This window comes from Streptomyces sp. NPDC058284 (assembly GCF_042881135.1).
GTDB lineage: Bacteria > Actinomycetota > Actinomycetes > Streptomycetales > Streptomycetaceae > Streptomyces.
Genome location: NZ_JBHVYE010000008.1, coordinates 139,241 through 162,334, shown reverse-complemented (window position 1 = coordinate 162,334; position 23,094 = coordinate 139,241). Strand labels below are relative to the sequence as shown.

The 23,094-nt window shown below is 69.9% G+C and carries 28 protein-coding genes and 1 tRNA gene; 14 read left to right on the top strand and 15 right to left on the bottom strand.

Features of this window, described 5'->3' with window-relative positions:
• Window positions 1-5 precede the first annotated feature (5 nt).
• The gene (locus ACFVYR_RS14355; protein WP_384254593.1) at window positions 6-902 is read right to left on the bottom strand and encodes a bifunctional DNA primase/polymerase; all 897 of its coding nucleotides are present in this window, start codon (window positions 900-902) and stop codon (window positions 6-8) included.
• Window positions 899-1,984, bottom strand: a complete 1,086-nt coding sequence (locus ACFVYR_RS14350) for a DNA cytosine methyltransferase (protein WP_384254595.1) — start codon at window positions 1,982-1,984, stop codon at window positions 899-901. Before ACFVYR_RS14350 ends, ACFVYR_RS14355 begins: the two co-directional genes overlap by 4 nt.
• 103 nt (window positions 1,985-2,087) lie before the next feature.
• On the opposite strand from ACFVYR_RS14350, the gene ACFVYR_RS14345 reads away from it, so the two are divergent.
• Complete coding sequence (locus ACFVYR_RS14345; protein WP_384254598.1) at window positions 2,088-3,065, top strand: HNH endonuclease; 978 nt, start codon at window positions 2,088-2,090, stop codon at window positions 3,063-3,065.
• Window positions 3,066-3,068: 3 nt separating this feature from the next.
• Window positions 3,069-3,698, top strand: a complete 630-nt coding sequence (locus tag ACFVYR_RS14340) for an HNH endonuclease (protein WP_384254600.1) — start codon at window positions 3,069-3,071, stop codon at window positions 3,696-3,698.
• Here the strand turns inward: ACFVYR_RS14340 and ssb are convergent.
• From ssb to ACFVYR_RS14285, 11 genes are all read right to left on the bottom strand, one after another.
• A complete protein-coding gene (ssb, locus tag ACFVYR_RS14335) occupies window positions 3,695-4,147 on the bottom strand; it encodes a single-stranded DNA-binding protein (RefSeq protein ID WP_384254603.1) in 453 nt (150 codons plus the stop codon). The two genes, ACFVYR_RS14340 and ssb, sit on opposite strands and share 4 nt — an antisense overlap.
• Before the next feature lie 21 nt (window positions 4,148-4,168).
• The gene (locus tag ACFVYR_RS14330; protein WP_384254605.1) at window positions 4,169-4,366 is read right to left on the bottom strand and encodes a hypothetical protein; all 198 of its coding nucleotides are present in this window, start codon (window positions 4,364-4,366) and stop codon (window positions 4,169-4,171) included.
• A 4-nt stretch (window positions 4,367-4,370) separates the two neighbouring features.
• Window positions 4,371-4,730: a ParB/RepB/Spo0J family partition protein gene (locus tag ACFVYR_RS14325; protein ID WP_384254608.1), complete on the bottom strand. Its 360-nt coding sequence runs from the start codon at window positions 4,728-4,730 to the stop codon at window positions 4,371-4,373.
• Window positions 4,731-4,744: 14 nt separating this feature from the next.
• Window positions 4,745-5,215 (bottom strand): hypothetical protein, encoded by a 471-nt coding sequence (locus tag ACFVYR_RS14320; RefSeq protein ID WP_384254610.1) that lies wholly within the window; start codon window positions 5,213-5,215, stop codon window positions 4,745-4,747.
• A gap of 171 nt (window positions 5,216-5,386) precedes the next feature.
• Window positions 5,387-7,393 (bottom strand): plasmid transfer protein TraB, encoded by a 2,007-nt coding sequence (traB, locus tag ACFVYR_RS14315; protein ID WP_384254691.1) that lies wholly within the window; start codon window positions 7,391-7,393, stop codon window positions 5,387-5,389.
• A 15-nt stretch (window positions 7,394-7,408) separates the two neighbouring features.
• On the bottom strand, window positions 7,409-7,951 hold the full coding sequence (gene traA, locus ACFVYR_RS14310) for a plasmid transfer protein TraA (protein WP_384254613.1): 543 nt from the start codon (window positions 7,949-7,951) through the stop codon (window positions 7,409-7,411).
• An 18-nt stretch (window positions 7,952-7,969) separates the two neighbouring features.
• Window positions 7,970-8,479, bottom strand: coding sequence for a hypothetical protein (locus tag ACFVYR_RS14305; RefSeq protein ID WP_384254614.1), 510 nt, complete (start codon window positions 8,477-8,479; stop codon window positions 7,970-7,972).
• Between the two features lie 58 nt (window positions 8,480-8,537).
• Complete coding sequence (locus ACFVYR_RS14300) at window positions 8,538-8,876, bottom strand: RRQRL motif-containing zinc-binding protein (RefSeq protein ID WP_384254617.1); 339 nt, start codon at window positions 8,874-8,876, stop codon at window positions 8,538-8,540.
• Window positions 8,876-9,883, bottom strand: coding sequence for a DUF2637 domain-containing protein (locus ACFVYR_RS14295; RefSeq protein WP_384254620.1), 1,008 nt, complete (start codon window positions 9,881-9,883; stop codon window positions 8,876-8,878). The genes ACFVYR_RS14300 and ACFVYR_RS14295 overlap by 1 nt, the downstream gene beginning before the upstream one ends.
• The gene (locus ACFVYR_RS14290) at window positions 9,880-10,407 is read right to left on the bottom strand and encodes a hypothetical protein (RefSeq protein WP_384254622.1); all 528 of its coding nucleotides are present in this window, start codon (window positions 10,405-10,407) and stop codon (window positions 9,880-9,882) included. Before ACFVYR_RS14290 ends, ACFVYR_RS14295 begins: the two co-directional genes overlap by 4 nt.
• Entirely contained in the window at window positions 10,404-10,670 is a 267-nt protein-coding gene (locus tag ACFVYR_RS14285) for a DUF6284 family protein (protein WP_384254624.1), read from the bottom strand. Before ACFVYR_RS14285 ends, ACFVYR_RS14290 begins: the two co-directional genes overlap by 4 nt.
• Before the next feature lie 635 nt (window positions 10,671-11,305).
• Here ACFVYR_RS14285 and ACFVYR_RS14280 point away from each other — a divergent pair.
• From ACFVYR_RS14280 to ACFVYR_RS14265, 4 genes are all read left to right on the top strand, one after another.
• Complete coding sequence (locus tag ACFVYR_RS14280) at window positions 11,306-12,118, top strand: GntR family transcriptional regulator (RefSeq protein ID WP_384254627.1); 813 nt, start codon at window positions 11,306-11,308, stop codon at window positions 12,116-12,118.
• On the top strand, window positions 12,106-12,867 hold the full coding sequence (locus tag ACFVYR_RS14275; RefSeq protein ID WP_389611840.1) for a glycosyltransferase family 2 protein: 762 nt from the start codon (window positions 12,106-12,108) through the stop codon (window positions 12,865-12,867). Before ACFVYR_RS14280 ends, ACFVYR_RS14275 begins: the two co-directional genes overlap by 13 nt.
• 121 nt (window positions 12,868-12,988) lie before the next feature.
• Window positions 12,989-13,067 (top strand) — tRNA-Ser (locus ACFVYR_RS14270).
• Window positions 13,068-13,276: 209 nt separating this feature from the next.
• Complete coding sequence (locus tag ACFVYR_RS14265; protein ID WP_384254629.1) at window positions 13,277-13,828, top strand: EF-hand domain-containing protein; 552 nt, start codon at window positions 13,277-13,279, stop codon at window positions 13,826-13,828.
• Window positions 13,829-13,989: 161 nt separating this feature from the next.
• On the opposite strand, the gene ACFVYR_RS14260 is transcribed toward ACFVYR_RS14265, so the two are convergent.
• Both ACFVYR_RS14260 and ACFVYR_RS14255 read right to left on the bottom strand, forming a co-directional pair.
• Window positions 13,990-14,229 carry a chaplin gene (locus ACFVYR_RS14260; protein WP_384254632.1) on the bottom strand — a complete coding sequence of 80 codons (240 nt, stop codon included), beginning with the start codon at window positions 14,227-14,229 and terminating at the stop codon, window positions 13,990-13,992.
• Between the two features lie 254 nt (window positions 14,230-14,483).
• A complete protein-coding gene (locus ACFVYR_RS14255; protein WP_384254634.1) occupies window positions 14,484-15,446 on the bottom strand; it encodes a bifunctional DNA primase/polymerase in 963 nt (320 codons plus the stop codon).
• Between the two features lie 405 nt (window positions 15,447-15,851).
• Here ACFVYR_RS14255 and ACFVYR_RS14250 point away from each other — a divergent pair, with 405 nt between their 5' ends.
• The 8 genes from ACFVYR_RS14250 to ACFVYR_RS14215 all read left to right on the top strand — a co-directional run bounded on the left by ACFVYR_RS14250 (window position 15,852) and on the right by ACFVYR_RS14215 (window position 23,029).
• Window positions 15,852-16,163, top strand: a complete 312-nt coding sequence (locus tag ACFVYR_RS14250) for a hypothetical protein (protein ID WP_384254636.1) — start codon at window positions 15,852-15,854, stop codon at window positions 16,161-16,163.
• 238 nt (window positions 16,164-16,401) lie between these two features.
• Window positions 16,402-17,625 (top strand): acyl-CoA dehydrogenase family protein, encoded by a 1,224-nt coding sequence (locus tag ACFVYR_RS14245; protein ID WP_384254639.1) that lies wholly within the window; start codon window positions 16,402-16,404, stop codon window positions 17,623-17,625.
• Window positions 17,626-17,666: 41 nt separating this feature from the next.
• Window positions 17,667-18,683, top strand: a complete 1,017-nt coding sequence (locus ACFVYR_RS14240) for a bifunctional MaoC family dehydratase N-terminal/OB-fold nucleic acid binding domain-containing protein (RefSeq protein WP_384254695.1) — start codon at window positions 17,667-17,669, stop codon at window positions 18,681-18,683.
• 1 nt (window position 18,684) lies between these two features.
• Window positions 18,685-19,803, top strand: coding sequence for an acyl-CoA dehydrogenase family protein (locus ACFVYR_RS14235; RefSeq protein ID WP_384254641.1), 1,119 nt, complete (start codon window positions 18,685-18,687; stop codon window positions 19,801-19,803).
• Window positions 19,800-20,207, top strand: a complete 408-nt coding sequence (locus ACFVYR_RS14230; RefSeq protein ID WP_384254644.1) for a MaoC family dehydratase — start codon at window positions 19,800-19,802, stop codon at window positions 20,205-20,207. Before ACFVYR_RS14235 ends, ACFVYR_RS14230 begins: the two co-directional genes overlap by 4 nt.
• A complete protein-coding gene (locus tag ACFVYR_RS14225) occupies window positions 20,204-21,370 on the top strand; it encodes a lipid-transfer protein (RefSeq protein ID WP_384254646.1) in 1,167 nt (388 codons plus the stop codon). The genes ACFVYR_RS14230 and ACFVYR_RS14225 overlap by 4 nt, the downstream gene beginning before the upstream one ends.
• Window positions 21,371-21,422: 52 nt before the next feature.
• The gene (locus ACFVYR_RS14220) at window positions 21,423-22,265 is read left to right on the top strand and encodes a DUF1906 domain-containing protein (RefSeq protein WP_384254648.1); all 843 of its coding nucleotides are present in this window, start codon (window positions 21,423-21,425) and stop codon (window positions 22,263-22,265) included.
• 182 nt (window positions 22,266-22,447) lie between these two features.
• Window positions 22,448-23,029: a SigE family RNA polymerase sigma factor gene (locus ACFVYR_RS14215; RefSeq protein ID WP_384254651.1), complete on the top strand. Its 582-nt coding sequence runs from the start codon at window positions 22,448-22,450 to the stop codon at window positions 23,027-23,029.
• The last annotated feature ends 65 nt before the right edge of the window (window positions 23,030-23,094 follow it).

Here is a 23,094-nt window from a genome sequence, read left to right as displayed (position 1 = left end):
TGTGGTCATGTCGCCTGCCTGGGGGTGGCGTGGGCGAGGATCCACTCCATGGCGCTGCGGATCGTGGTGGTGCACTCGGCAGCGGACAGTCCCGTTGACTGCCCCGCCGCCTGGATTGCTTCCTCCACGGTGGCGCGGCTGATGTTCCCCCAGGCGACGAACCGGGCCACCTTGCACGTGCTCTTGTGCAGCGTGTCGTTCCGGCTGTGCTCCCCCGCCGCCCGGATCACACCGCATTCGCGATCCAGCGCCACCCGAGCAGCCTTGGTCCCGTCGCGCACGGGCGTCATGACCGTGCGCGGATCGGGCCGCGGCTGCTCGCCCAACCGCTCCGCGAGCCACGTCGGGAGCGGCGCCACGGGAGATTCGTCGGTGACGGTGTAGGTGCCGGTGGGGGTGGTGCTGCCGGGGGCGACGACATAGCCGCCCCACCCGCGGGTGTCGATGTGGTGACCGAGCCGGCCCGCCGTGGAGTGCAGCCGCGCCCCGTCCGGTTGGGTGAAGTACAGGTGGTGGCCCCCGCTGGGAGTCCGCACCTGGAAGGTGGGCGGAAGGGTCTCGTCGGCGCGTTCGCAGAGCGCCAAAAGGCTTTGCGCGCCGTCAGGCGCTCCCTCTTGCTCGTCCGGCTTCACCACGTCCAGGTCGACGACGAGCAGCCCAGAGGGGCCGGTGGCGATGCCGATGTTGTACGGCTGCGCGGACCATGCGGCGGTGATCAGGTCGGGACCGGTGGTGGCGCGCTGTTCGGGCTTGCGGTGCCCGCCGGTGCACCGTCCGGTGCCGGGGCAGAGCCGTTCGGCATGTCCGGCGGGCCGCTTGTCGCCGGGACGGAGCGGGAAGACGTGCCAGCCGCGGCGGGCGGCTTCAAGTGCCCAAGCGAGCAGGGCGAGGTTGCAGGTCATGCCGCTGCCCCCATGTTCTGCGGCGTGGCCGCGGTGGAGCCGAGCAGCAGCCCGTAGGCGTGGTGGGCTTGTTGGGGCACGACGCCGTTGCCGATGATGCGGAGCTGTTCTTTGCGGGGGATGCCGGGCACGGCGGTGACCCAGCCTGCGGGGAGGCCCATCATCCATTCGGCGAAGGCGGGTGCCAGGCGGCGGTTGCCGCGCCCGCCGGGCTCGGTCGGGCACGGTGCCGGGCGGCCGGTGGCGTCCTCCCAGCGGCGGATGGCCGGGCCGTAGTCGGTGCCGTCGGGGGCGGTCCACCGCTCGTTCAGGCGGACGGCCTGGCCGGGCAGGTAGTAGTTGCCGTTCGTGTCACGCTGGTTGGGGCCGCCGTGCGGGCCGTCGGAGGCTTTTGGCGTGGGCAGCAGCCTCAGGTGCCGGGCGGGGGCGGCGGGAGCAGGAAGACCACCTCGTCCTCCAGCGTCGGGCCGTGCCCGCCCGCCTTGCGTTTGGCCGGGGGCTGCGGTCCGCCGTTGATGCCGAGCTGTGAGGTGGGGGTCTTCAGCAGGGGGATAGGCGACGGCGAACCAGCGGTCGCGCGGGTGCGGGGCGCCGACTTCTCGGTCACCAGCTCGTAGACATGTCCACCGGAGGTCATACCCGAGCGCGGCCAGGTCCTGGGCGACGACGTCCAGCCCCCGCGAGCGGAGCGCCGCCACGTTTTCCAGGAAGACGAGACGCGGTCGAAGGACGCCCACAGCCTCAGCGACATCTTTCCAGACTCGCGACCACTTCCCATTGATCCCGTCCCTTCGTCCGGCGTTGGAGGTGTTACGGCAGGGGAAACCGGCTCCGACCACGTCCGGGGCGTACAGGTCCCGCACCCGCTCCCAGTCGGTGGCGGTGATGTCCCCCAGGTTCGGCACGCCCGGGTGGCAGGCGGTGTAGACGTTGCCGGCGTAGGGGTCGTTCTCCGCGAACGCGACGATCCGGCCGCCGATGTGGGCGCGCACGGCGGCCTCCAGGCCGCCGTAGCCGGCGCACAGGCCGAGGATGCGGGGCGGTGAGCCGGAGGCGTACCGGATGTCAGTGGGGTGGTTCATGCTGGGTTCCTCCTTGCTGATGAGTGGTGAGGAGCCGGGTCAGCCGCGGGCTTTGGACAGAGCGCGGCCGGCCCGGGTGTGTAAGGGAGGGAAGGGGAGAGCGTTGGCCACGGCCTGGCTGGTTCTGGCGGCGGGTGACAACCGCAAGCACGGGGGAAACGGCGGCTATGACGATCTGCCGTCGGAGCACTACAGCTGGGACAGCTCGGTCCCGCATCACGCGTCCCTGGCCGCGGGGGACGTGATCGCCGTGTGGGACAAGGCGGCGCTGCTGGGCGTTTCCGTGATCGAGGGGATCGAGACCGGACAGGCCGTCAAGGAGATCTACCGCTGCCCCGAGTGCGGTAAGTCGGACTTCCAGCCGCGCAAGACGAAGCGGCCCGTGTACGTCTGCCTGAAGTGCCCGGCGAAATTCGATGTCCCCACGGCCGCAAGCAAGACCGTGACGACCTACCGCTCACGCCACGGAGCGGCGTGGGTGGACATGCCCGGGGTTCTGAGCGGCGCTGAACTGCGCGCTCTGTGCGATAACCCCCGCACCCAGCACAGTCTGCGCGCGATGCGCTGGGAAGCGCTGCGGGAGGCGATCGAGGCGACCGGCGCGAGTACGAGCGTGGACATCGCCGACGGCGCGCAGCGTGCCATCGCCGGCGGGCACCGGCAGACCACCGTGCGCGCCCGGCTGGGACAGGCCGCCTTCCGCCGCCAGCTCCTGCACGCCCACGGTGAGGTCTGCGCCATCACCGGGCCCGCCCCGGCGGCGGTGCTGGAGGCCGCCCACCTTTACAGCTACGCGGCCAGCGGTGAACACCGCAGCGACGGCGGTCTGCTGCTGCGCCGGGACGTCCACCGCCTGTTCGACCTCGGTCTCCTGGCCGTCGATCCCGTCAGCTGGGCTGTGGATGCCGCCGTGCAACTGCGGCCCTATCCGGCGTATGCGGCGCTGGCGGGAGCGCCGCTGACCGTTCCTCTCGCCTCCGGCCACCGCAGGTGGCTGCGGGCGCACTGGGAGGTCCACCGGCGCGCGACGGCAGCCCTGGTGCCTGCCGCCCGCACCGGTCAGGGCCAGGCCCAGGAGTGACAGGTGAGCGAGCAGCTGCCATCAGGCCCGGGCCGTTCCTCCGGACGGCCCAGACGGCGCTACTTCCCGCTCTGGGAAGAACTCACGGTCCTGACCGCACACGACGGTCGGTGCGTGTACTGTCTGGCCCCTTCCGAGGTCAAAGATCACGTTATTCCCTACGCACGGGGCGGGGGCGATGACCCGCACAACCTCGTCCCGGCCTGCGTAGCGTGCAACCTCGGCAAGGGTGAGCGCACACCGCTGGAGTTCGCCGCCGTCTCACTCAACCCCGGCACCTGGCGCCCGGGACGGCACCCCGGCCGAGGGCGGTTGCACGACGAACTCGACGACCTGCGCCGACGCTACGAGGTCTGGGTGGAGCGCATCGAGTTCACACAGGTTGAGGTACTAAACCCGCGCCGCCGTGCCTGGTTCCAGCACGACCTGCGTAACACCTACTTCAACACCAAGGTGCCGCCGACGATCCGCGTCAGGGCTGCCGTCTTCCGCGGCTTCAACGCCGCGTACCTGGCGAAGGCCGCGACCTCTGGCTGGACCACAGGTCACTGGCCCCCGTTCCGGATCTATCAGCACCGGCAATGGGGTGTGGAGTCCCTGGATCCCGCCGACTGGAAGATTCCCTTCTGCTAGAAGGGCGGCTCGTCGCCCTCTTGCCTGGCGGCCGATGCGTTGACGGTCCACGCGTCGTCACCGGGCGCCGGGGCGTTCCTGGCGGGCTTGGCGTTGATGGTGACGGTGGTGAACCGCACAGACGCGCCGATCTCATCGACCTCCATGACGAGCATCGAGCGCTTCTCGCCCTGGTCGGTCTCCCAGTCGTGCTGCCGGATCCGGCCCTGTGCAACGACGCGGGAGCCCTTGGTCAGGGAGTCCGCGGCGTGTTCGGCAAGCTGGCGCCAGGCGGCGCAGCGGAAGAACGTCGCGTTGCCGTCCTTCCACTGATTGCTCTCACGGTCGAAGATGCGCGGGGTCGCAGCGATGGTGAACTTCGCGAGGGCGGCGCCGCCCTCGGTGAACCTCAGCTCAGGGTCGGCAGTCAGGTTGCCGATCACGGTGATCGGGGTCTCTCCGAACGACATGCGGGTCTCCTTCGTGGGCGGTCAGACGTGCTCGGGGGTGTCGGTGCGGATGACGGCGAAGGTGTCGCTGATCACGTCGTAGTGGACGTGGACGGGGCCGGGCGCCTCCTCGCGGGCCGTGGTTGCGCGGTGTGCGGCGGTGAGGGAGGCGCGGGGGTTGCCGGCGGGGTAGGCGTCGATGCGGATCGGGTGGTGTCCGGTGCAGTAGCGGCAGGTCATGGCGCTACTCCTTCGCAGGGTCGCGGAGCAGGTGGAAGGGGAAGGGGGTGTGTTCCATGTGGACGCCGAAGGATCGGATCCAGTACCAGCGGAACGGGAAGGTCCGCATGCCGAGGTCCATCAGGGCGACCGCCCGGTGGTGTCCGTCGCCGACGTAGATGTCGAAGTAGCGGTCATCGACTCCAAGCACGAGCGGCTCTCTCAGCCCGTGTTGGGGGATGGACTCCTTCAGCTTCTCGACCTTGACCCGGTCCCTCTCCCGGTGGGCGAAGCGCCGACGGGCATCGGCCCAGCGCCGGTACTCCGTGGGCTGGATCTGCCCGCTGACCAGGAACGAGGTGGGCATCATTCCGCGGTAGGCCATCGCTCCCCCCAGGATCAGCCGTAGAAGCGGTTGCGCTTGATGACCGCCTTGCGGATGTGGACCGTGCTCCCTCCGCGAGAGGCGGCGGGCGCGCGGAGCATGAGGAACAGCAGGATCAGCAACCAGGCGCCGGCACCGGAGGTGAATCCGGCGGCGGCGGTGACGACCTGCCCGGTGGCGTAGCCGAGGCCGGCCGACAGGGCGCCGCCACCAATGCCGGCGCCGATGAAACGCTGTGCGGTCGGGTCGAGGAGTGGGAGCGGGGTCAGGTCGCGCGGCTCGGGGCGCTCCATCGGGGCGGGGGCGAGGTGCTTGGGCATGGGGACCATCCGCCCGTAGGCGTCGGGCACCCACACCACCGGCTGACGCTCCCTCCCCGAGGGGGCGGGGGCGAAGGGTGCCGGGCAGGGGTCGACGGTGGTGATCGGTATCGGGTGGTGCACTTCGAGCGCCGCCGGGGGCGCGGGCCGGTCGGGATGGTTCACGGGACCTCCCTGGGGATGCGCCGGCGGGCCCCCGTCTGGGTGTGACGGGGCCCGCGGGCAAGGGTGTGACGGTGAGGTGTGATGCCGTGTGACGGGGTGGTGTGATGGTTGCGTCACACCACGTCTACCTAGGGGTTTGGGTGTGATGGGACTGTCACGGTGTGACGGGCGTCAGGCCGGCGTGAGAGCCGGGACGATCCGCCACCGGCCGGTCTGGTTCGTCGGCTCCAACCGGCCGTCCAAGGCGGCGTCCTTGAGGCGCTTGGACACCCACGAGCGGGTCAGGTCGTGCTCGTCGCACCAGTCGGTGAAGTCCTTCGGGCCGACCACCATGCGCCCCTCGGCCTCGAACTCCGCGAGCGCTTCAGCGAGCAGGCGCCGCGCCTCCTCCGGGGAGGGCTTACGGCCGGCCTCCTGCCCGAACAGCGGCTGCTCGTCGCCCGCTTCCGGTTCGGGGAGTTCGGCCTCGGGGTCGATGTGCGCGTCCTCGGGGTCCACGCCGGCGCCCTGCTCGTCGTCCACGTCGTCCTCCGCAGGATCCATCGGGCTTTCGGGGCGGGTGCGGTCGGTGTAGGCGCGGCCGGCGACGCTCGCCGCCGCACCGGCGCTCACCATGTCCAGCGGCATCCGGTGGCCGGCGAACTCGCGCGCGACCCATTCCAGGGTCACGGGGTCGTTGCGGAAGGTGCGGGCCGGATTGGCGTACAGCTCTTCCTCGATGCCGGCGGCGACCAGGTAGCAGTAGCCCGGCTTGCGGTTCTTCCACGCGCCGGGGTTGGCGCCCGCATCGAGCACTTCGGTCGAGAGGGCGAAGCTGGCGTCCTTCTCGTCGACGCCGAAGCACAGCGAAGACGGCAGGCTCGCGCGGGTGTCGGTGCTGATCTGGTAGCCGCTGGCTCGCTGCATCGAGATGACCAGTGAGATACCGGCGGAGCGGGCCTCTTGGGCGATGGTGGTGAACACGTCGTCGTCCAGGCGCGCCAACGTGTTGGCGGCCTCCTCGAACCAGGTCAGGAGGTAGGGCATGCCCGCACAGCCGCACGCCCGCCCGTCCTTGCGGCAGGAGTGCGCCGAATCGTTCTGCGCCTGTGCGGCCTCGCGGCACCACGCGCGGTAGCTGTGCGCTCCCAGCCAAGCGGTGCGCGCCGGGATGGCGGCCTTGACCGCCTCGATCATGATCTCGGTGTCCTGCGGGGTGGTCGCCACCCAGTCGCACGCGGGGAAGACCTCCCCGAGATCCTGGCCCTTCTTGACGTGGTCGGACAGCCACACTGCCACATCGGACCGGGTCAGGACTTCCGCGAGGATGTCCAGGGCGCCCTCGGTCTTGCCCGCGCCGGTCACACCCATGATGAGCAGGTGAATGGCCTCGGGCAGGGTGAGCAGCAGCGGGCTTCCGTCGTCGTACAGGCCGATGACCAGGGGGTCAGCGATCGAGCCGCCCGGTGCGGACGGACCGGGGAACCAGGTGACTTGCTTGAGCATGTCCTGCGGGACGATGACCAGTTCACCGCGCCGGCCGGACTCGGGGTCGCGCTGCTGGCGGACCGCGTTGGGCGGCACGTCCAGCGCGCTGGCGAGCTTGGGCAGGGCCTTGGCCACGTCGTCGTTGGTGGCCTCCCCCGCGGGCACCGCGTAAGGCACGGTGACGCGGTTCGCCTCGACCTTGGCCGCACCCAGTTTCGTGCGGGCGAGTCCCACCTTCTCCAGCAGCCCTGCGTCCGAGCTTTCGCCGGAGCCGTCGGGGTTGTGGCGCATGAGCATGCGGATGTTCCACGACAGGGCGGCGGCGGGGCCGCCCATGAGGTAGAGGTCATCGAGCGGGCCCGCGGTGGGGCCGGCCAGGCATGCGGCCGTCAGCCACGCGGACGCCATGCCGGTGGTGATGGCGGAGTGCAGACGGCGCTGCTTGCTGGTCGTCTTGCCGATCACGTAGGCGCCGCCGGACAGGGCCACCGAGGTGAGGGTCAGGCCGACCGCGGCCGGTGTGCTTTCCGCCCACCTAAGGTGCCCGAGCACGCCGGCCAGGCCGATGCCGCCCATGCCCAACCACGGCGGGATGTGCGGCTTGGCGCGGTGCATCAGGTAGGCGCCCACACCGCCACCGTCGGAGGTGCCACGCTGGGTCTCCATCAGGTGCAGGAGCTGCTGTTGCTCGTCGTGGTCGCTACGTCGCATCACGATGCTGCCTCCTTACTGCTGAGCCCAGTTCATGACCGGACGAACCGGTTTGCGGGCGCGGTGACGGACGCGGTTGATCTCTTCCTCGTACTCCTGCTGGAACGTGGCGTAGCAGGCGGCGGCGTTCTTGGCCGCGGACTTCAGATCGTCGGCGGCCTTGTTGAGCTTGCGGGCCACCTTCGCCGCGCGCAGACGCGAGCCGAACGCCTTGCCCTCGGGATCCGGCACAGCGGCCAGCACCCCTTTGAGGATCTCCGCGCCCATGGCGACCTCGATGGCCAGGGTCACCGCGCCGGCGCGCAGGGTGTTGCAGTAGTTGCGCACCTGCGCCGGCGAGGTGAACTCCGGGGCCGGCAACAGCGAGTCGGAGCGGGGCCGACCACCGTTGCGGGGTGTGGCCTTGTTGTTGTTCACGGTGAGGTTGACCGGCGGGACGAACGAGCCGCCCATCGCACCGACGAACCCGCCGGCCGCGGCGCCCGCTTTGGCGAACTTGCCGGTCTTGGGGTCTCCCGTGGCCGCGCGTCGCCGCTGGCCATTGGTGTTCTGCGCCATCAGACGTTCTCCTTCAGGTCAGTGAGCGCGGCGGATGATGAACCAGGTGCTCTGAGCGGTGATCAGGGTGAGCAGCCAGAGCAGTTCCAGTGGGCCCGCGAGTGGCCCGAACGCCGCGGCGAGGGCGATCCAGGCGGTGGCGGCGGTGGCGAGCAGGGCCAGGCCGATGCGCCAGCCCAGCACGCCGCGGTCGCCGGCCGGGCGGCGGCGCTGCATGAGCGCCAACCAAACCAGCGGGCCCGCGGCCAGCGGCGCGAGCGCGAGGCCGGACCACCACGCCAGCACGTGCAGAATCGCCGTGAGAGGCAGGGCGGTGACGGCGAGGGTTAACGGGGCGAGGGCGCGGCGATGCGTCCACAGCAGCCGCCCCACCCAGCCCAGGGCTTCACGAGAGAGGGAGGGACGGTCAGGGACGACCACGATGAACGGCTGACCGGAGCGCCGGCCACGCTGACGCGGGATACGGACAGTGGTCGCGCCGATGGGCACCTTCACGGCGCCGCGGCGGGCACGGGTACGACTGGACACAGCGAAACTCCTCGCAGCAAGCGAACGGATAGGGGTGCTGTGCAGGTCAGAAGGGGTTTCAGGCGGCGCGCTGCTCATCGGGATAGGCGCAGGGCACGCACGCCCCGAGCGCGGCAGGGATGACGTATCCGGCATCCGTGCGGCACTGCGGGCAGGTACGGCGCGCGGCATTCGCCTTGGCCAGCGCCGCCCGCTTGGCCAGCGTCATCGGCCGGACCGGTTTCGCGCGATCGACGCGGTAGAGGTAGGCGACCAGCGGGCCGCGCCGATAGCGCGGGCGCTCGACCTGCGCGACCACGTCCTGACCACCGGGCCGCAAACCGAGGGCGCGCAGCTGGCGACGCGTGGCCAAACCGTCCGGGGCCAACCGCCAGGGATAGACCGATAAGGCACCCATCACCGGCTCGCAATCGCCAGCGCGGCACCGTCGGCGCCGGGGTCGCGGAGTTCGGCATAGCGGGTGGAGACCCAGCCCACCGACCAGCCGCACAGGTCCGCGGCCTCGCGCACCTTGACCCCCACCTCGTACGCGGCGATCACGATCCGACGGGCCTCCTCCTCGGGCAGCTTGACCGGGGCGGGACCGCGTTCAAGGAGCGCTGCCCGCTCGCGCTCGCGGCGCTCTGCTTGTTCACGCTGTTCACGCGCGGCGGCCTCGGCACGCTCACGGCGCACCGCTTCCGCCCGCTCCCGCTCCGCGCGTTCACGGCCCAGACGCTCTTGTTCACGCTGTTCACGCTCGCGTTCACGGCGTTCACGAGCCTCCCGCTCACGCGCTTCGGCCCGCTCCTGACGCTCGCGCTCTTCGCGGCGCCAGCGCTCCTCCCGCTCGCTCTCTTCGCGGGCAAGGGCAGCTTCGTGCTCACGCTGTTCACGCGCCAGCATCGCGGCGTGCTCGCGCTCCTCGCGCGCCTGCGCACGGGCCCGTTCAGCGCGCTGCAGAGCCGTCTGCTCGGCTCGCTCGCGTTCTGCGTTCTGCTCCGCCTTCAAGGCCGCGACCGCGGCGGCGATAGCCCGCCGGTAGGCGAGGCTGGTCTCCGCGGTGACGATGAGCAGGAGCGGCGCCACCGCGTGGATGGCCACGCCGACCAGGTCCCTTTTCAGTGCGGAGTCAGCGGTGTTCAGGGCCAGGGTCATCAGGCCGGTCATCCAACGCAGCGTGATGGGCCACCGCCCACCGCTTCCACCCAGGCGGGCCAGGACATCATCAAGTTTGACCACGATGACGACCGCGGCATCCACCACGAGCGGCAGGATCGGTGCCGTCCAGTCCCACTCCGCGGCCGTGTGCGCCGCCATCAACGGCGTCACGGTCAGGATGGAGTAGAGCATCGCGCCCGACACGATGGACCAGGTGCCACCCGACAGCGCACGTTCTGCTGAACGCGTCTGAACACCGTTCATGCCGCGCCCCCGATCGGTTCCGGCGCGGGCATGAACGCCGCGCGAAACCCGTTCGATGTGGCGTCGTAGAGGAACGCCGACAGCCGCCACGCGCACTCAGCAGCCGGGCGTTCACCGGCGGGCACCCACGCGTCCGCAGGCACCCCGTGGGTGGCCGTGTCGGCGTGCGCGTCCTCACGCGTGCGGTAGATGGTGTGCGGCTCGCCATAGTGCGACAGCACCGTCAGCGTCCGCCCCACGATCGGCGCGTTGAGCTCCTTGCGTAGCCTGCGGGTCTCGATGTCCTTCAGGAGGAGTTCCTCCTGCGCCCCAGACAGCTCCTCGAATACACGGGCCAGCATCCCGCTAACCTCAAAGGTGGCCGCCTCTGCCCGCTCCGCGCGGTCGGTGACGGCGTACAGCTCCCGGACGTGCCGGCCGAACGCCTCGCTCGCGGTGACGGCGATGTGCCGGGTCTGCTCGTGCGCAGCACGGGCCTCGTGCACGAGCTGACCCAGGCGACTCGTGGTGACGATGCGGATCACGCGGCATCACCCTCGCGAACCGAGTCCCCGTAATTAGCGATCACGGTCCGCGCGGCCAGAACCTTGTTCGCGGCCCGCCGCAACCGCCGCTCGTCCAGCGGCGACACCGGCCGGTCCAGCAGAGCGATCTGCACGTCCAGCAGGTCCAGCTCCGCAGCGATCAGCGGCGCCTCGTGCTCGATGGCGTCCAGCTCCGCGTCCGTGGGCTCCATAAACGGAGCAAACGCGGTAACAGCCTGCTGAACAGTGACGATGTAGTCCATGGGTCGTCTCTCCCTAGCAGTAGGTACGGCCCGAACAGCGGCCCCGGTGTTCCAGCACCGGGGCCGCACGCCGTTGAAGTCGGGGTGATCCGGCTCCCCTCGACCCCGCCCGTACAGGACCGCCCCGCAGGGCGTCCGGACGGGCGGAGGAGGCAACCGGCACGGCGGATAGTCGCCGTGAAGCGGTTGAAGTTGACCGGTTGTCCGTGGCGCTCAATCGCAGCCTTGGACCAGAGGTGAAGCGGCGCCGCCATGCCGGTCGATCACGGCCGGGCCCATCGCTTTCGTCGATTCACTGCCACTCCTGCAACTCGTTGAACAGGGGATACGCACTGCAAGGGGGACCTCGTCCCCACCCTCCGGCCGTTGCTCGCGGTCACCGGGCCACCTCGCCAGTCGGGCCTAAGCCCTGATGTCTGGCCTTTAGCGGGATTGCAGCGTCCCCGCCCTCTGCGTTTGCGCAGGGTCAGCAAGCCACGACCTATGCCCCGAGTCGTCTCTGGCTACTGTCCCGGGACTACGGATCGGGCATGGCCAAGAGATTGGCATGAAGTCCCGGGACTGTCAACAGTCCCGGGACACCGATCAATCCCGGGACTGTGATTCACTGGCAGGGTTGAGAAGGAGGGTTCTGTATGGCACCCAAAACGCCGCAATGGCGTGGACTCGCAGATCAGATTGCTCGGGACATCGCAGCCGGCAGCGTCGGGTATCGCCCTGGCGATCAGCTCCCCCAGATTCGAGACCTGGTGGCGCAGGGCAAGGGATCGAAGACCACCATCCTTGCGGCGTACAAGGCGTTGGAGGCTGAGGGGCTGGTCACCATGATCCGGGGGCACGGTACGAAGGTTCGTCAGCGCCCGCCGCACCAGATCCGCCGCCATCAGGAGCGTTATGTCTGGGAGAAGAGGCTGGCGCAGCGACCTGACGAGGTGCGCCGCAACAGCGGTGTGATCGACAAGGACACCGGCCTGGAACATGACCAGATCGAGACCCATGCGACATTCAGCGCCATTCCCGCGGACTCGGACCTCGCCAAACGGTTCGGGGTGGACGTAGGCACCTTGATGCTGCACCGGCAGTACTGGCACAGCACCGCTGGGGATTCGACCGCGCTTTCCCTGATCGATTCCTACCTGGTTCATGAGGTGGCCGCGCGAAACTCCGATCTGTTGGATAGCTCGAAGGAGCCATGGCCAGGGGGGACACATCACCAGCTGAGCACCATCGGGATTGAGATCGACCGCATAGATGACGGCATCAGGACCCGTCTGGCCACTCCGGCAGAGGCGCGGAAGTTGGGTATCCCGGTCGGCAGCGCTGTGCTCCTCCTCGACAAGACCAGCGTTTCGACGGGTGGTGATGTTGTCGAGTACTCGCACGTTGTTCTACCTGGCGAGCGGACCGAATTGCAGTACTCCGTCCCGCTCGAAAGGTGGGCCCAGTGAATCCGATCGTGTCCGTCGTGACTCCGGTCCACGACACTGCCCTGAAGTTCCTTCCCGAGGTCTATACCTCACTCCGAGCCCAGAAACTGCCCGGTAGTTGGGAGTGGGAGTGGATGGTCCAAGTTGATGGCGGATCGGGAGCAGAGGTGCCCGCAGACATCCTCGATGACCCACGCGTCAAGGTCAGTGGAAATAGACGCGGCGGCCCGGGGGTGACGCGGACCATGGCCTGGGGGAGGAGTCAGGGCGAACTGGTGAAGGTGCTTGACGCTGACGACATCCTGCCGGGCGGCGCCCTCGCTCGGGACATTGAAGTCCTGGAGGCGCACCCATCCGTAGGTTGGACTGTGTGCAATGCACACGACCTCATGGCTGACGGCTCGCTCAAGCGCTACCCGGTTGGGGATCCCGCTCCCGGGCCGCTAAGGCGGGGCGAGCTATACGCCTATTGGTCCACAACGCACCGCCCCAAGGTGCACCCCGCATCGCTCTGTATCCGGGATGGCCTGCTCGCTCAAATTGGGGGGTGGATGGCCCTGCCGGCCTCGGAGGACACCGCGCTCCTAATGGCTCTCGACCTCACGGCCGACGGCTGGTTTATTGGTGAGGCAGGACTCCACTACCGCAAACACTCAGAGCAGACGACCGCCCACCCCGAACATCGCGGGGGGGCCGAGTGGGAAGCGCGGATGGGAGCGATCCGAAAGCACGCAGAAGCTCTTGCCCTTCGGTATCGCGGCAGCCGCTGATGACTGCTGTCGGCAGTGACCGGCACCGCCTGTACGGACGCATCCGGGGAGTCTGTGGGCCATAGGTGGGCCAGGGTTGTGACTCCCACGCTGATCTGATGCTGCGATGCAGATCAACCGGGGTGGGGGTGGCGGAACAGTAGCGGTCTTGAAAACCGTCGTGGTTCACGCCACCGTGGGTTCAAATCCCACACCCACCGCTTGCAGTTCAGTGCGTGCGCAGGTCATAAGGGGTGTCCCCGTTCAGGGACACCCCTTTTCGTGCTCGCTGTCTCGCCTTGATCAGCGTCAGACCCGCTGTTGGGCAGGTCGGAAAGCCGCCACACGCCCTGTCGCCTCCGATGCGCCGCTTTTGTCGGATTCGTGGGTACCTTGGCGCCGTCAGCGCAAGCGGCCGGGAGGAAAACCAGTGTCCAGCTCAGGATTCGACTCACCGCAACACCGCATCTTCACCATGCTGGATGTGGACGGAGACGGCGTGATCACGCATGCGGAATACCTCGCACGGGTCGACCGCGCGGCCTCCGCGATGGGCCGCGACGCCCATCATCCCGTCGTCGCTGCTTCGCGAGCCGCTCACGAGGCGGTCTTCGCGGACATGGACGGCGACCGCGACGGGCGCGTGACGTTCGAGGAGTACCGCACATGGGTGGGGCGTGACGCGTTTGAACGCTCCTGCCGACCCGCCCTGGGCTCCCTGTTCGACATCGCCGATACCGACTCCGACGGACGCCTGAGCCGTGCGGAGTTCACCCGCCTTCGTACAGCGACGGGGAATGCCGCAAGCGACGCCGACGCGGCATTCGAGGCTCTCGACACCGACCTTGACGGGCTGATCGACCGCGACACCTACCTGGAAGGCATCCGCAGCTTCGTGACCACGGGCAACTCCCCCATGGCCGCGGCGTACGGAGCCGGACGACCGCCGGCCGCCCCGGTGCCATCGGCGCCGGCGTCCTGATCAGGGCTGCTGCGTTCGGACGCCACGCTCTCCACGAGGCTTGTACGTGAAGGGGCCCCTGGGAATTCTCCCAGGGGCCACTTTCGGCTTGCTGCGCCTGCAACGGCGTGTGTGCTGAGCCGATTACGACGTGCTCTGGTTGGTCAGCGCGACGGACTTGATCAGTCGTTGACGCAGGTGTTGCCGAAGGCCGGGTTGAGCAGCCCGATGATGTCGATGGTGTTGCCGCAAAGGTTGATCGGGACGTGGATCGGGACCTGGATGGCGTTGCCCGAGATCACGCCCGGGGAGTTCACGGCGGCACCCTGGGCACCGGCGTCGGCCGAGGCCAGACCGGCCCCGCCCACAACGAGGGCGCCGGCACCCAGCACGAGAGCGGTGGTCTTCTTCATTGCGGACATGCTTGTTTCTCCTTGAGTACGTGCCAGTCGAAGGGCGCCCTGCCGGGCCACAACGAGACGTCGCTCCGGCAGAGGAGCAGCACACCTGTCGGGCGCCCGCGTGATCAACGCGTCGTCGCGCCACTGGACACGTTCATGCCCTCCATTCGGGGCAGTGGACATCCGCGCGGGGTCGGCGACGTACGGATGTGCGATAGCGCGGGCGTTCCTGCGCCCGTCAGGCGTCCCCTCAGGCGTCCCCTCAGGCGCCCCCGTCAGGCGTGTCCCGTCAGTCGGGCCGCCGAGGCGATCGTCGAGTGGGCCTCGCGTTCGGTGAGGCCGACGCGGAGGGCGGCATCGGCGAGTTGCGGGGCCAGCGCCTCGCCGATGCCGTTCTCGTAGGCGCGGCAGGCGGCCCAGAAGAGGCGGGTGTTGCGCTGCCCGTCGTGCGCCGCGAGCACGAACTGAACCAGTCCTTGGCCACGTTGGGGGTCCAAGTCCGGGTCGGGGTGCCCGGTCGGCAGGTCCATCGCGGGGCGGGACGGCCGGTGGTGGGCGCGCGGTGGGGGCACGAGCAGGCGCAGCAGCGCGGGTGGGCAGGGTGCGGGCGGCAGGTGGGCGGTGCCGGGCACGGTGGTGTAGAGCCCGTGTTCGGTGCGGGACCCGGGGCCGACGAGGTAGCCGCCCGCACCCCGGATGTCGATGCCGGGGGCGAGCCGGCCCGCCGAGTTGGGGACCACGGTGTGGGCCGGTCCTGTCAGCCAGATGTGACGACCGCCGCTCGGCGTGGCCACGACGACGGTGTCGGGGATCGTGAAGAGGTGGCGAAGCGCCAGTTCGCGCAGGGCCGCCGGAGCGTCCGTACCGGACTTGGTGTCCAGGTCGACGCCGATCAGATGGTGCGGCGGCAGTCCGCAGGCGATGCCGTAACCGGTGGCCCAGGGGGCTGCGGCGAAGAGTTCACGGATGCGCTGAGGGTCGGTCGTCGCGTCGTACACACCGTGCCCTGGGCGGCCGCATTCGCCGTGGCAGAGGGCCGGTTGGGGGGCCTCGTGGTGGGGCGAGCGCAGGGCGGGGAGCTTGGTGCGGGACAGCGGGATCACCGCGAGGCCGCGCTCGGCGGCGGACAGGGCGTGGGCGAGCGCGAGGGTGGAGGTTCGGCGGTCGGGAGCGAGGGGGTCGGGGGTGTCGTGGTCGGGGGTGTCGCGGTCGGCGGCATGGCGGTCGGTGGGGGCCATGACTCCATTTTCGTACGTACGTTCGAAGAAGGGAAGAGGCGGTGGGGTGGAGGCGGCGGGGGGAGCGCGATTGGGAGGGGGCGGCGCCCCCTCGCGCGGGGCGGTCATGAAGACCTGCCGGAACGGTTCGCCCCGTGCGGCGCCTGGCCTGAGCTGCGGTTGGACAGAGTCTGCGCCGAACCGCACCGGGGCTCAGGGGGCGCGAAGAATGTTTATCAATAAGTCACCACGCTTGCGGGGGAATCGGCACTTCCAAGGTGGTTCGCCGGGGATTCGGTGGGCAACTCTGGAGTCGCGACGTCGTGCAGATCGCCAGGGCGGCAGGCCAACCGCCATGGCACAAGCCTTACTTCCGGTACAGCCGGCTCTCGGCCGGTGCGTATCTCGTGCTCTGGAGGAATAGACATGGCAAGCATCCGTACCGCCCGCATCATCGCCGCCGCCGCCGCTGTGCCGCTGGCTGCGGCGCTCTTCTCGGGCATCGCGACGGCCGACAACGGCTCATTCGCGGACAACGGATCGAACGCGGGTGTGGCGACCGTGAACGGCAGTGGCGTCGGCCACAACAACAGCGGCAACTCGTCCACGACGCAGCAGCAGGCCGTCGGCAGCGGCGCCTCCAACCAGAGCAACACCGCCCAGGCCAACGGCTCCGCCTTCACGCCGATCTACCAGTCGAACGAGAACGTCGCGGTCAACTTCGCCAACCTCTGGTGAGCCGTCGGCCTCCGGAGTCGCTCGGGACGACTCCTGGGGGCGTGCGCTGTGGGGTGTGACGTCCTGTGCGGCGGTGCTTCGGCGCCGCCGCACAGGCGTGTTCGGGGTGGGGCGCTGTCGGGCGCAGAGGGAGGGGGGTGATGCTCGGGAGCCCGCCCCGGGCGATCTCTTGACACCGGTACGGTATCTGACGGACAGTCAGAAACCCTTGTCGGTACGAGATGGAGAGGCCGCCACCGTGCACCTCGCCCCCACCGAACGTCAGCGCCGACTCCGCGCCGAACTGCGCGCCTACTTCCGCGACGTGATGCCGGAGGGACCGCCCGACAGCACCGACGCGCAGGCCCAGCGCCGCCTGCTGCGCCGGATCGGCGCCGACGGCATGCTCGGGCTCGGCTGGCCGGTTGAGTACGGGGGCCAAGGGCGCGGCGCCGACGAGCAGTTCGTCTTCTTCGACGAGGCCTACCGCGCGGGCGCGCCGGTGTCGATGGTCACCCTGAACACCGTCGGGCCGACGCTGATGAAGTACGGGACCGAGGAGCAGAAGGCCACCTTCCTGCCGCGCATCCTCAGCGGTGACCTCGTCTTCGCGATCGGCTACAGCGAGCCGTCAGCCGGGACGGATCTCGCGTCGCTGCGGACGAGGGCGGTACGGGTTGGTCCCAATGACAGTTCCGATGGCAGTTCCGATGGCAGTGCTGGTGACGGCGGTGGCGACTGGCTGATCGACGGCCAGAAGATCTTCACCTCGAACGCGCAGAACGCCGACTGGATCTGGCTGGCCTGCCGGACCGACCCCGACGCCCCCAAGCACCAGGGCATCTCGATCCTGCTCGTACCGACCGACGACCCCGGCTTCTCCTGGACGCCCATCGAGACGGTGGGCGGGCTGACGACGACGGCGACGTACTACGACGGGATCCGGGTCCCCGCCGCGAACCTCGTCGGTGAGGAGAACGGCGGGTGGAGCCTCATCACCAACCAGCTCAACCACGAGCGGGTGGCGCTCGCCGCGCTCGGCATGCAGGCGGAGGACTTCTACGCAGCCGCCCTGGACCATGCGGGCTTGCTCGATCCGGTGACGGGCGAGCGCCGGATTGACGCGCAGTGGGTGCGGTCGCGGCTGGCCGAGACGCATGCGCGCCTGGCGGCGACGCGCCTGCTCAGCTGGCGTCTGGTGGGTGATGTGGGCGATGCGGGCGCGGGTGGTCCGGCGCCGGGCGACGCGAGCGGCGTGAAGTTCATGGGAACCGAATCGGCCGTGGCGGTGTACCGAATATGTCAGGAGATCACGGGGGAGGCGGGGCTCGTCCGGGCCGGTTCGCCGGGCCGGTTCGGGGACGGCGAGCTGGAGCGGATGAACAGGGCGGCGCAGATCAACACCTTCGGGGGCGGGGTGAGCGAGGTGCAGCGGGAGATCGTCGCGACGATGCGGCTCGGCATGCGAAGGGGGCGGCGGTGATGGGGGTGAGGGGAGTGGCAGGGGTGAGTGCGACGGCGACGATGGCGACGACGGTGAAGGACATCGCGTACGCGGAGTTGAAGGCGTTCGAGGGCAGGGCGGCGGAGGAGGAGGGTCGCGGCAAGGACCCGGTCAATCGGCCGATGATCAGGCACTGGTGCGAGGCGATGGGCGACACCAATGCCGCGTATGCGGGCGCGGATCCGGTGGCGCCGCCGACCATGCTGCAGGCCTGGACGATGGGCGGCCTCTCCGCGAACGGCGGGCGTTTCCGAGCCCACGACGAGCTGTTCGCGCTCCTTGACGACGCGGGGTACACCTCAGTGGTCGCCACCGACTGCGAGCAGGAGTATCTACGGGCGCTGCGGCCCGGTGACGAGATCACCTTCGACGCGATGATCGAATCGGTCTCGGAGCGCAAGACGACCAAACTGGGTACGGGCCATTTCGTCACGACCCGGATGGACGTCCGCGCAGGCGGCGAACTCGCGGGAACGCATCGCTTCCGCATCCTCAAGTACGCACCGGCGGGGGCGGCGGGGGCGGCGGGGGCGGCGGGTTCGATGGGAACGGGATCGGCGGGGGCGGCGGGATCGGCAGAGTCGGCGGGGCAGCCGTCGAAGCAGCCACCGAAGGGCACGCGCCCCCGACCCCGCCCCGTCGTCAATCGCGACAACGCCGGATTCTGGGCGGGCGTCGCCGACCACCGCCTGCTGATCCAGCGCTGCGCCGGCTGCGGCGAGCTCCGCTTCCCCTGGCTGCCGGGTTGCAACGTCTGCGGTTCGCCCGAGTGGGACACGGTCGAGGCGAGCGGCGAGGGCACGGTCTATTCGTACGTCGTGATGCACCACCCCCCGTTCCCGGCCTTCGACCCGCCCTACGCCGTGGGGCTCGTCGAACTGGCGGAGGGCGTGCGCATCATCAGCAACGTCACCGGCGTGCCGTACGACAAGGTGCGCATCGGGATGCCGGTGCGGCTCGAATTCCGGCGCGTCGACGACGAGCTGGAGCTGCCGATGTTCCGTGCCGTGGGCGGCGCTGCGGGGAGTGGAGGCTGACATGGACTTCACGCCCACGGAGGAGCAGGCGGCCGCGCGGGACCTCGCCGGGGAGATCTTCACCGATCTGGCCACACCGGAGCGGCTCGCGGCGGCCGGGACCGGTTCGGACGCCGAGCTGTGGAAGGCGCTGTGCGCCGCGGGGCTGCCGGGCGCGGTGGAGGACATCGGGCTGCTCGGACTCGTGCTGCTCCTGGAGGAGCAGGGGCGGACCACGGCCCAGGTGCCGTTCGCAGCAAGCTGTGTCTACGGCCTGCTCGCGGTGGCCGCGCACGGCACGCCCGCGCAGCGGGACCGGCTGCTGCCCGGACTGCGGCAGGGGAGCGTGGTCGTGACGGGTGCCTTTCCTGCCCGGGGCGGGGTCGAGGCGGCCGGGGGCGGGGTGCTGAGCGGCACGGTGTCGTGGGTGCCCTGGCTGCGGGATGCGACGCAGGTCCTGGTGGCGGCCGCCGACCGGAGTCTGTGGCTGGTGCGGGTGGCCGACGCGCGGGTGGAGCCGGTGGAGCTGACCGCGCCCTGGGCGGCGGGGCGGCTCGTCCTCGACCGGGCTCCGGGGGAGCGTCTCGGCGGCCCCTCGGCGTACGAAGACGTACTGGCCAGTGCGCGTACGGCTTTCGCCGGGCTGCAGGCCGGGGTGTGTGCGGGTTCGCTGGCCCGCGCGGTGGCCCACACGAACGCGCGGGAGCAGTTCGGCCGCCCTCTGGCCGCCAAGCAGGGCGTGCAACTTCGGGCCGCCGATGCCTACATGGACACCGAGGCGATACGGGTCACCGCTTACGAGGCGGCCTGGCGCCACGACGCCGGTCTTCCCTACGACACGCACGCGCTCACCGCCGCCTGGTGGGCGTCGGAGGCGGGCACCCGCGTCGTGCACACGGGCCAGCACCTGCACGGCGGCGTGGGCGCCGACCTGGGCCACCCCGTGCACCGGCACTTCCTGTGGGGGCGACAGCTGGACGCGTATCTGGGCTGCGGCAGCGAGGTGCTGGAGGAGTTGGGGGAGCTGATAGCGGAGAGTCGGTCGGTTGCCGAGGGTGAGCCGATAGCCGAGGGCGAGTCAGTGGCCCAGGCGGAGCCGATAGCCGAGGGGGAGTCAGTGGCCGAGGGGGAGTCCGTATGACGCAGGGCGAAGAGCTGCCTCCGCTGGAGGTTCCGATCACTCGCACGCTGATCGTCGCCGGGGCCATCGCGTCCCGCGACTACCAGGACGTGCACCACGACGCGGAGCTGGCGAGGGCCAAGGGCTCCCCCGACATCTTCATGAACATACTCACCACGAACGGCCTGGTCGGCCGGTACATCACCGACCACTTCGGCCCGACCGCCGTCCTGCGCAAGGTGGCCATCAGGCTCGGGGCGCCCAACTATCCGGGAGACACGATGGTCCTGAGGGGAACCGTCGAGCGGGTCGAGCCCGCACCCGGAGGTGAGACGGCCGTTGTCAGGGTCGTCGGGGCCAACGCCATCGGCAAGCACGTCACCGGCACGGTCACGGTGACCGTTCCCGCGGGAGGCGCCGCATGAGTGTCCGTACGCGCGACAGCCTCGGCGGGAAGGCCGCGATCGTCGGCATCGGGGCGACCGAGTTCTCCAAGGACTCGGGGCGCAGCGAGCTCAAGCTAGCCGTCGAGGCGGTCGGCGCCGCGCTCGACGACGCCGGACTCGCCCCTGCCGACGTCGACGGCATGGTCACGTTCACCATGGACACCAACCCGGAGATCACCGTCGCCCAGGCGGCCGGTATCGGGGAGCTGTCCTTCTTCTCCCGCGTCCATTACGGCGGCGGGGCAGCCTGCGCCACCGTTCAGCAGGCGGCGCTCGCGGTGGCGGCAGGGGTGGCCGAAGTCGTCGTCTGCTACCGCGCGTTCAATGAACGCTCGGGCCGTAGGTTCGGCTCCGGAGTGCAGCAGCGGGAACCGTCCGCAGAGGGCGCCGCGCTCGGCTGGGCCCTGCCGTTCGGTCTGCTGACCCCCGCCTCCTGGGTGGCGATGGCGGCCCAGCGCTACCTCCACACGTACGGGCTGGCGCCGGACGCCTTCGGCCCCGTCGCCGTCATGGACCGGAAGTACGCGGCCACCAATCCCGCGGCGTACTTCCACGGGAAGCCGATCACGCTGGAGGACCACGCCGCGTCGCGCTGGATCGTTGAGCCGCTGCGGCTCCTGGACTGCTGCCAGGAGACCGACGGCGGGCAGGCGATCGTGGTGACGAGCGCGGAGCGGGCACGCGACCTTCCGCACCCGCCGGCGGTCATCGTGGCGGCGGCTCAGGGCGCGGGGCGGGCGCAGGAGCAGATGACCAGCTTCTACCGCGACGACCTGAGCGGGCTGCCCGAGATGAATGTGGTGGCCCGGCAGCTGTGGCGGACCTCGGGCCTCGCCCCGGCCGACATCGACGTCGGAATCCTCTACGACCACTTCACGCCGTTCGTGCTGATGCAGCTTGAGGAGTTCGGATTCTGCCCTCCTGGGGAGGCCGCGGGCTTCGTCGCCGAGGAGCGGCTCCCCCTGAACACGCACGGGGGCCAGCTGGGCGAGGCGTACCTGCACGGCATGAACGGCATAGCGGAGGCCGTCCGGCAGGTGCGCGGCACCTCCGTGAACCAGATACCCGAAATCGCGCGCACCTTGGTCACGGCGGGCACGGGTGTTCCCACATCGGGGTTGATTCTGGGGGCGGACGGCTGAACGTGCCGCGTGTCCCGGGCTTGTCGCGCGCTCGGGCCCGTTCACTCGCCCTATGCGTCTCAGAAAGCTGATCATTGGACTTGTCCTCGTCCTGACCGCCCTGACGGCGGACCTGTCGGCGTCGCCACCGGACGCCGCCGCCGGTACCGCCCGGCCCGGTGCGCAGGCGCCCGCCAAGGTGTCGACCTTCCACGGCCGGGCCTTCGACACCTGTATCACCCCGTCCACCGACACGATGCGGCGCTGGCGCAAGTCCAGCTACGGCGCGGTCGGCGTCTACTACGCGGGCCACGGCCGGGCCTGCAAGAACCAACCGAACCTGAACCACGCCTGGATGCGCGCGATGAAGGGGATGGGCTGGCGGGTCCTTCCGGTGTACGTCGGATCGCAGTCGCCGTGTGTGGTCGCGAAGAACAAGAAGCACGTACGCATCGGACGGAACCCCTGGGGCCAGGGGAGCCAGGAGGGGCACGAGGCGGTACGCGTGGCGAAGGCCTTCGGGCTCCGGCAGCAGAGCCCGCTCTACCTCGACATGGAGGCGTACGACTACCGCAACAAGAGCTGCGCCTACACCACGCTCTCCTTCGTCAGGTCCTGGAGCCGCGAGGTCCGCAAGCACGGCTACATCCCCGGGTTCTACAGCAGCGCCGACGCCGGTGTGCGGCACATGGAGCAGGCACGGCGGGCGGGCGTTCGGGACCTGCCGGGCGTCATGTGGTTCGCGCGCTGGCACACCAGGCCGAACCTGGCCGGCGAGCCCGTTCTCGCCCGCAACGCCTGGCAGCCGGCCCGGCGCATCCACCAGTACGCGGGGAACGTGAAGGAGCGGCACGGCGGGCGCACGCTGTGGATCGACCGCAATGAGGTGCACGCCCCCGTGGCACGCATTCGGTAGGCCGACCACCGTCCGGGGGCGAGGTGCGCCGGGCGGTTCTCGGGGGTGAACCCTCAGAGGGGTGCTCCGTCTCCTCCACCTGTAGGAGGTGGAGCCAACCCCACTCGTACAACCTGAGGCGGACACCGCTTCGGGACCTGCGGCCGATCCGCAGAAGTAGGGGGCGCTTCTAGCGTGGAGCCATGACCGCATCCATGGTGTCCGTGTGCACCAGCGCATCGAAGGCCGCGACGCGGCGCCCGGGGCCGATGAGGGCCACCGGGCCCTCCGCGTACCCGTCGTTCGCGTCTTATGTACGGGCCCGCCAGCCCGTACTGCTGCGCACCGCCCGCTCGCTCACGGCGAATCCGAGCGATGCCGAGGACTTGCTGCAGACCGCGCTCACCAAGACGTATGTCGCGTGGGACCGGATCGAGGACCACCGTGCGCTCGACGGGTACGTCCGCCGGGCCCTGCTGAACACGCGCACGTCGCAGTGGCGCAAGCGGAAGATCGACGAGTTCGCGTGCGACGAGCTGCCGGAGCCCGATGTGACGCCGGTCGGGGACCCGGCGGAGCAGCAGGTGCTCCGGGACGCGATGTGGCGCGCGATCATGAAGCTGCCGGCGCGGCAGCGGGCGATGGTCGTCCTCAGGTATTACGAGGACCTCAGTGAGGCCCAGACTGCCGAGGTGCTCGGGGTGTCCATCGGCACCGTCAAGAGCGCGGTCTCCCGTGCGCTCGGCAAGCTGCGCGAGGACCCGGAGCTGACGCCGGTCCGCTGAGCGGGGCGTTCAAGGGCCGTCAAGGGTGCGGCCGATGATCGATCATCCTCTGGAGTAGTGACATA

Excerpts from the sequence above, each read along its gene's own strand:
- ACFVYR_RS14355 (WP_384254593.1), bottom strand. The coding sequence starts at position 902 with ATGACCTGCAACCTCGCCCTGCTCGCTTGGGCACTTGAAGCCGCCCGC.
- ACFVYR_RS14350 (WP_384254595.1), bottom strand. The coding sequence starts at position 1,984 with ATGAACCACCCCACTGACATCCGGTACGCCTCCGGCTCACCGCCCCGC.
- ssb (WP_384254603.1), bottom strand. The coding sequence starts at position 4,147 with ATGTCGTTCGGAGAGACCCCGATCACCGTGATCGGCAACCTGACTGCC.
- ACFVYR_RS14330 (WP_384254605.1), bottom strand. The coding sequence starts at position 4,366 with ATGACCTGCCGCTACTGCACCGGACACCACCCGATCCGCATCGACGCC.
- ACFVYR_RS14325 (WP_384254608.1), bottom strand. The coding sequence starts at position 4,730 with ATGGCCTACCGCGGAATGATGCCCACCTCGTTCCTGGTCAGCGGGCAG.
- traB (WP_384254691.1), bottom strand. The coding sequence starts at position 7,393 with ATGCGACGTAGCGACCACGACGAGCAACAGCAGCTCCTGCACCTGATG.
- traA (WP_384254613.1), bottom strand. The coding sequence starts at position 7,951 with ATGGCGCAGAACACCAATGGCCAGCGGCGACGCGCGGCCACGGGAGAC.
- ACFVYR_RS14300 (WP_384254617.1), bottom strand. The coding sequence starts at position 8,876 with ATGGGTGCCTTATCGGTCTATCCCTGGCGGTTGGCCCCGGACGGTTTG.
- ACFVYR_RS14295 (WP_384254620.1), bottom strand. The coding sequence starts at position 9,883 with ATGAACGGTGTTCAGACGCGTTCAGCAGAACGTGCGCTGTCGGGTGGC.
- ACFVYR_RS14285 (WP_384254624.1), bottom strand. The coding sequence starts at position 10,670 with ATGGACTACATCGTCACTGTTCAGCAGGCTGTTACCGCGTTTGCTCCG.
- ACFVYR_RS14280 (WP_384254627.1), top strand. The coding sequence starts at position 11,306 with ATGGCACCCAAAACGCCGCAATGGCGTGGACTCGCAGATCAGATTGCT.
- ACFVYR_RS14260 (WP_384254632.1), bottom strand. The coding sequence starts at position 14,229 with ATGTCCGCAATGAAGAAGACCACCGCTCTCGTGCTGGGTGCCGGCGCC.
- ACFVYR_RS14255 (WP_384254634.1), bottom strand. The coding sequence starts at position 15,446 with ATGGCCCCCACCGACCGCCATGCCGCCGACCGCGACACCCCCGACCAC.
- ACFVYR_RS14250 (WP_384254636.1), top strand. The coding sequence starts at position 15,852 with ATGGCAAGCATCCGTACCGCCCGCATCATCGCCGCCGCCGCCGCTGTG.
- ACFVYR_RS14240 (WP_384254695.1), top strand. The coding sequence starts at position 17,667 with ATGGCGACGACGGTGAAGGACATCGCGTACGCGGAGTTGAAGGCGTTC.
- ACFVYR_RS14235 (WP_384254641.1), top strand. The coding sequence starts at position 18,685 with ATGGACTTCACGCCCACGGAGGAGCAGGCGGCCGCGCGGGACCTCGCC.
- ACFVYR_RS14230 (WP_384254644.1), top strand. The coding sequence starts at position 19,800 with ATGACGCAGGGCGAAGAGCTGCCTCCGCTGGAGGTTCCGATCACTCGC.
- ACFVYR_RS14225 (WP_384254646.1), top strand. The coding sequence starts at position 20,204 with ATGAGTGTCCGTACGCGCGACAGCCTCGGCGGGAAGGCCGCGATCGTC.
- ACFVYR_RS14220 (WP_384254648.1), top strand. The coding sequence starts at position 21,423 with ATGCGTCTCAGAAAGCTGATCATTGGACTTGTCCTCGTCCTGACCGCC.
- ACFVYR_RS14215 (WP_384254651.1), top strand. The coding sequence starts at position 22,448 with ATGACCGCATCCATGGTGTCCGTGTGCACCAGCGCATCGAAGGCCGCG.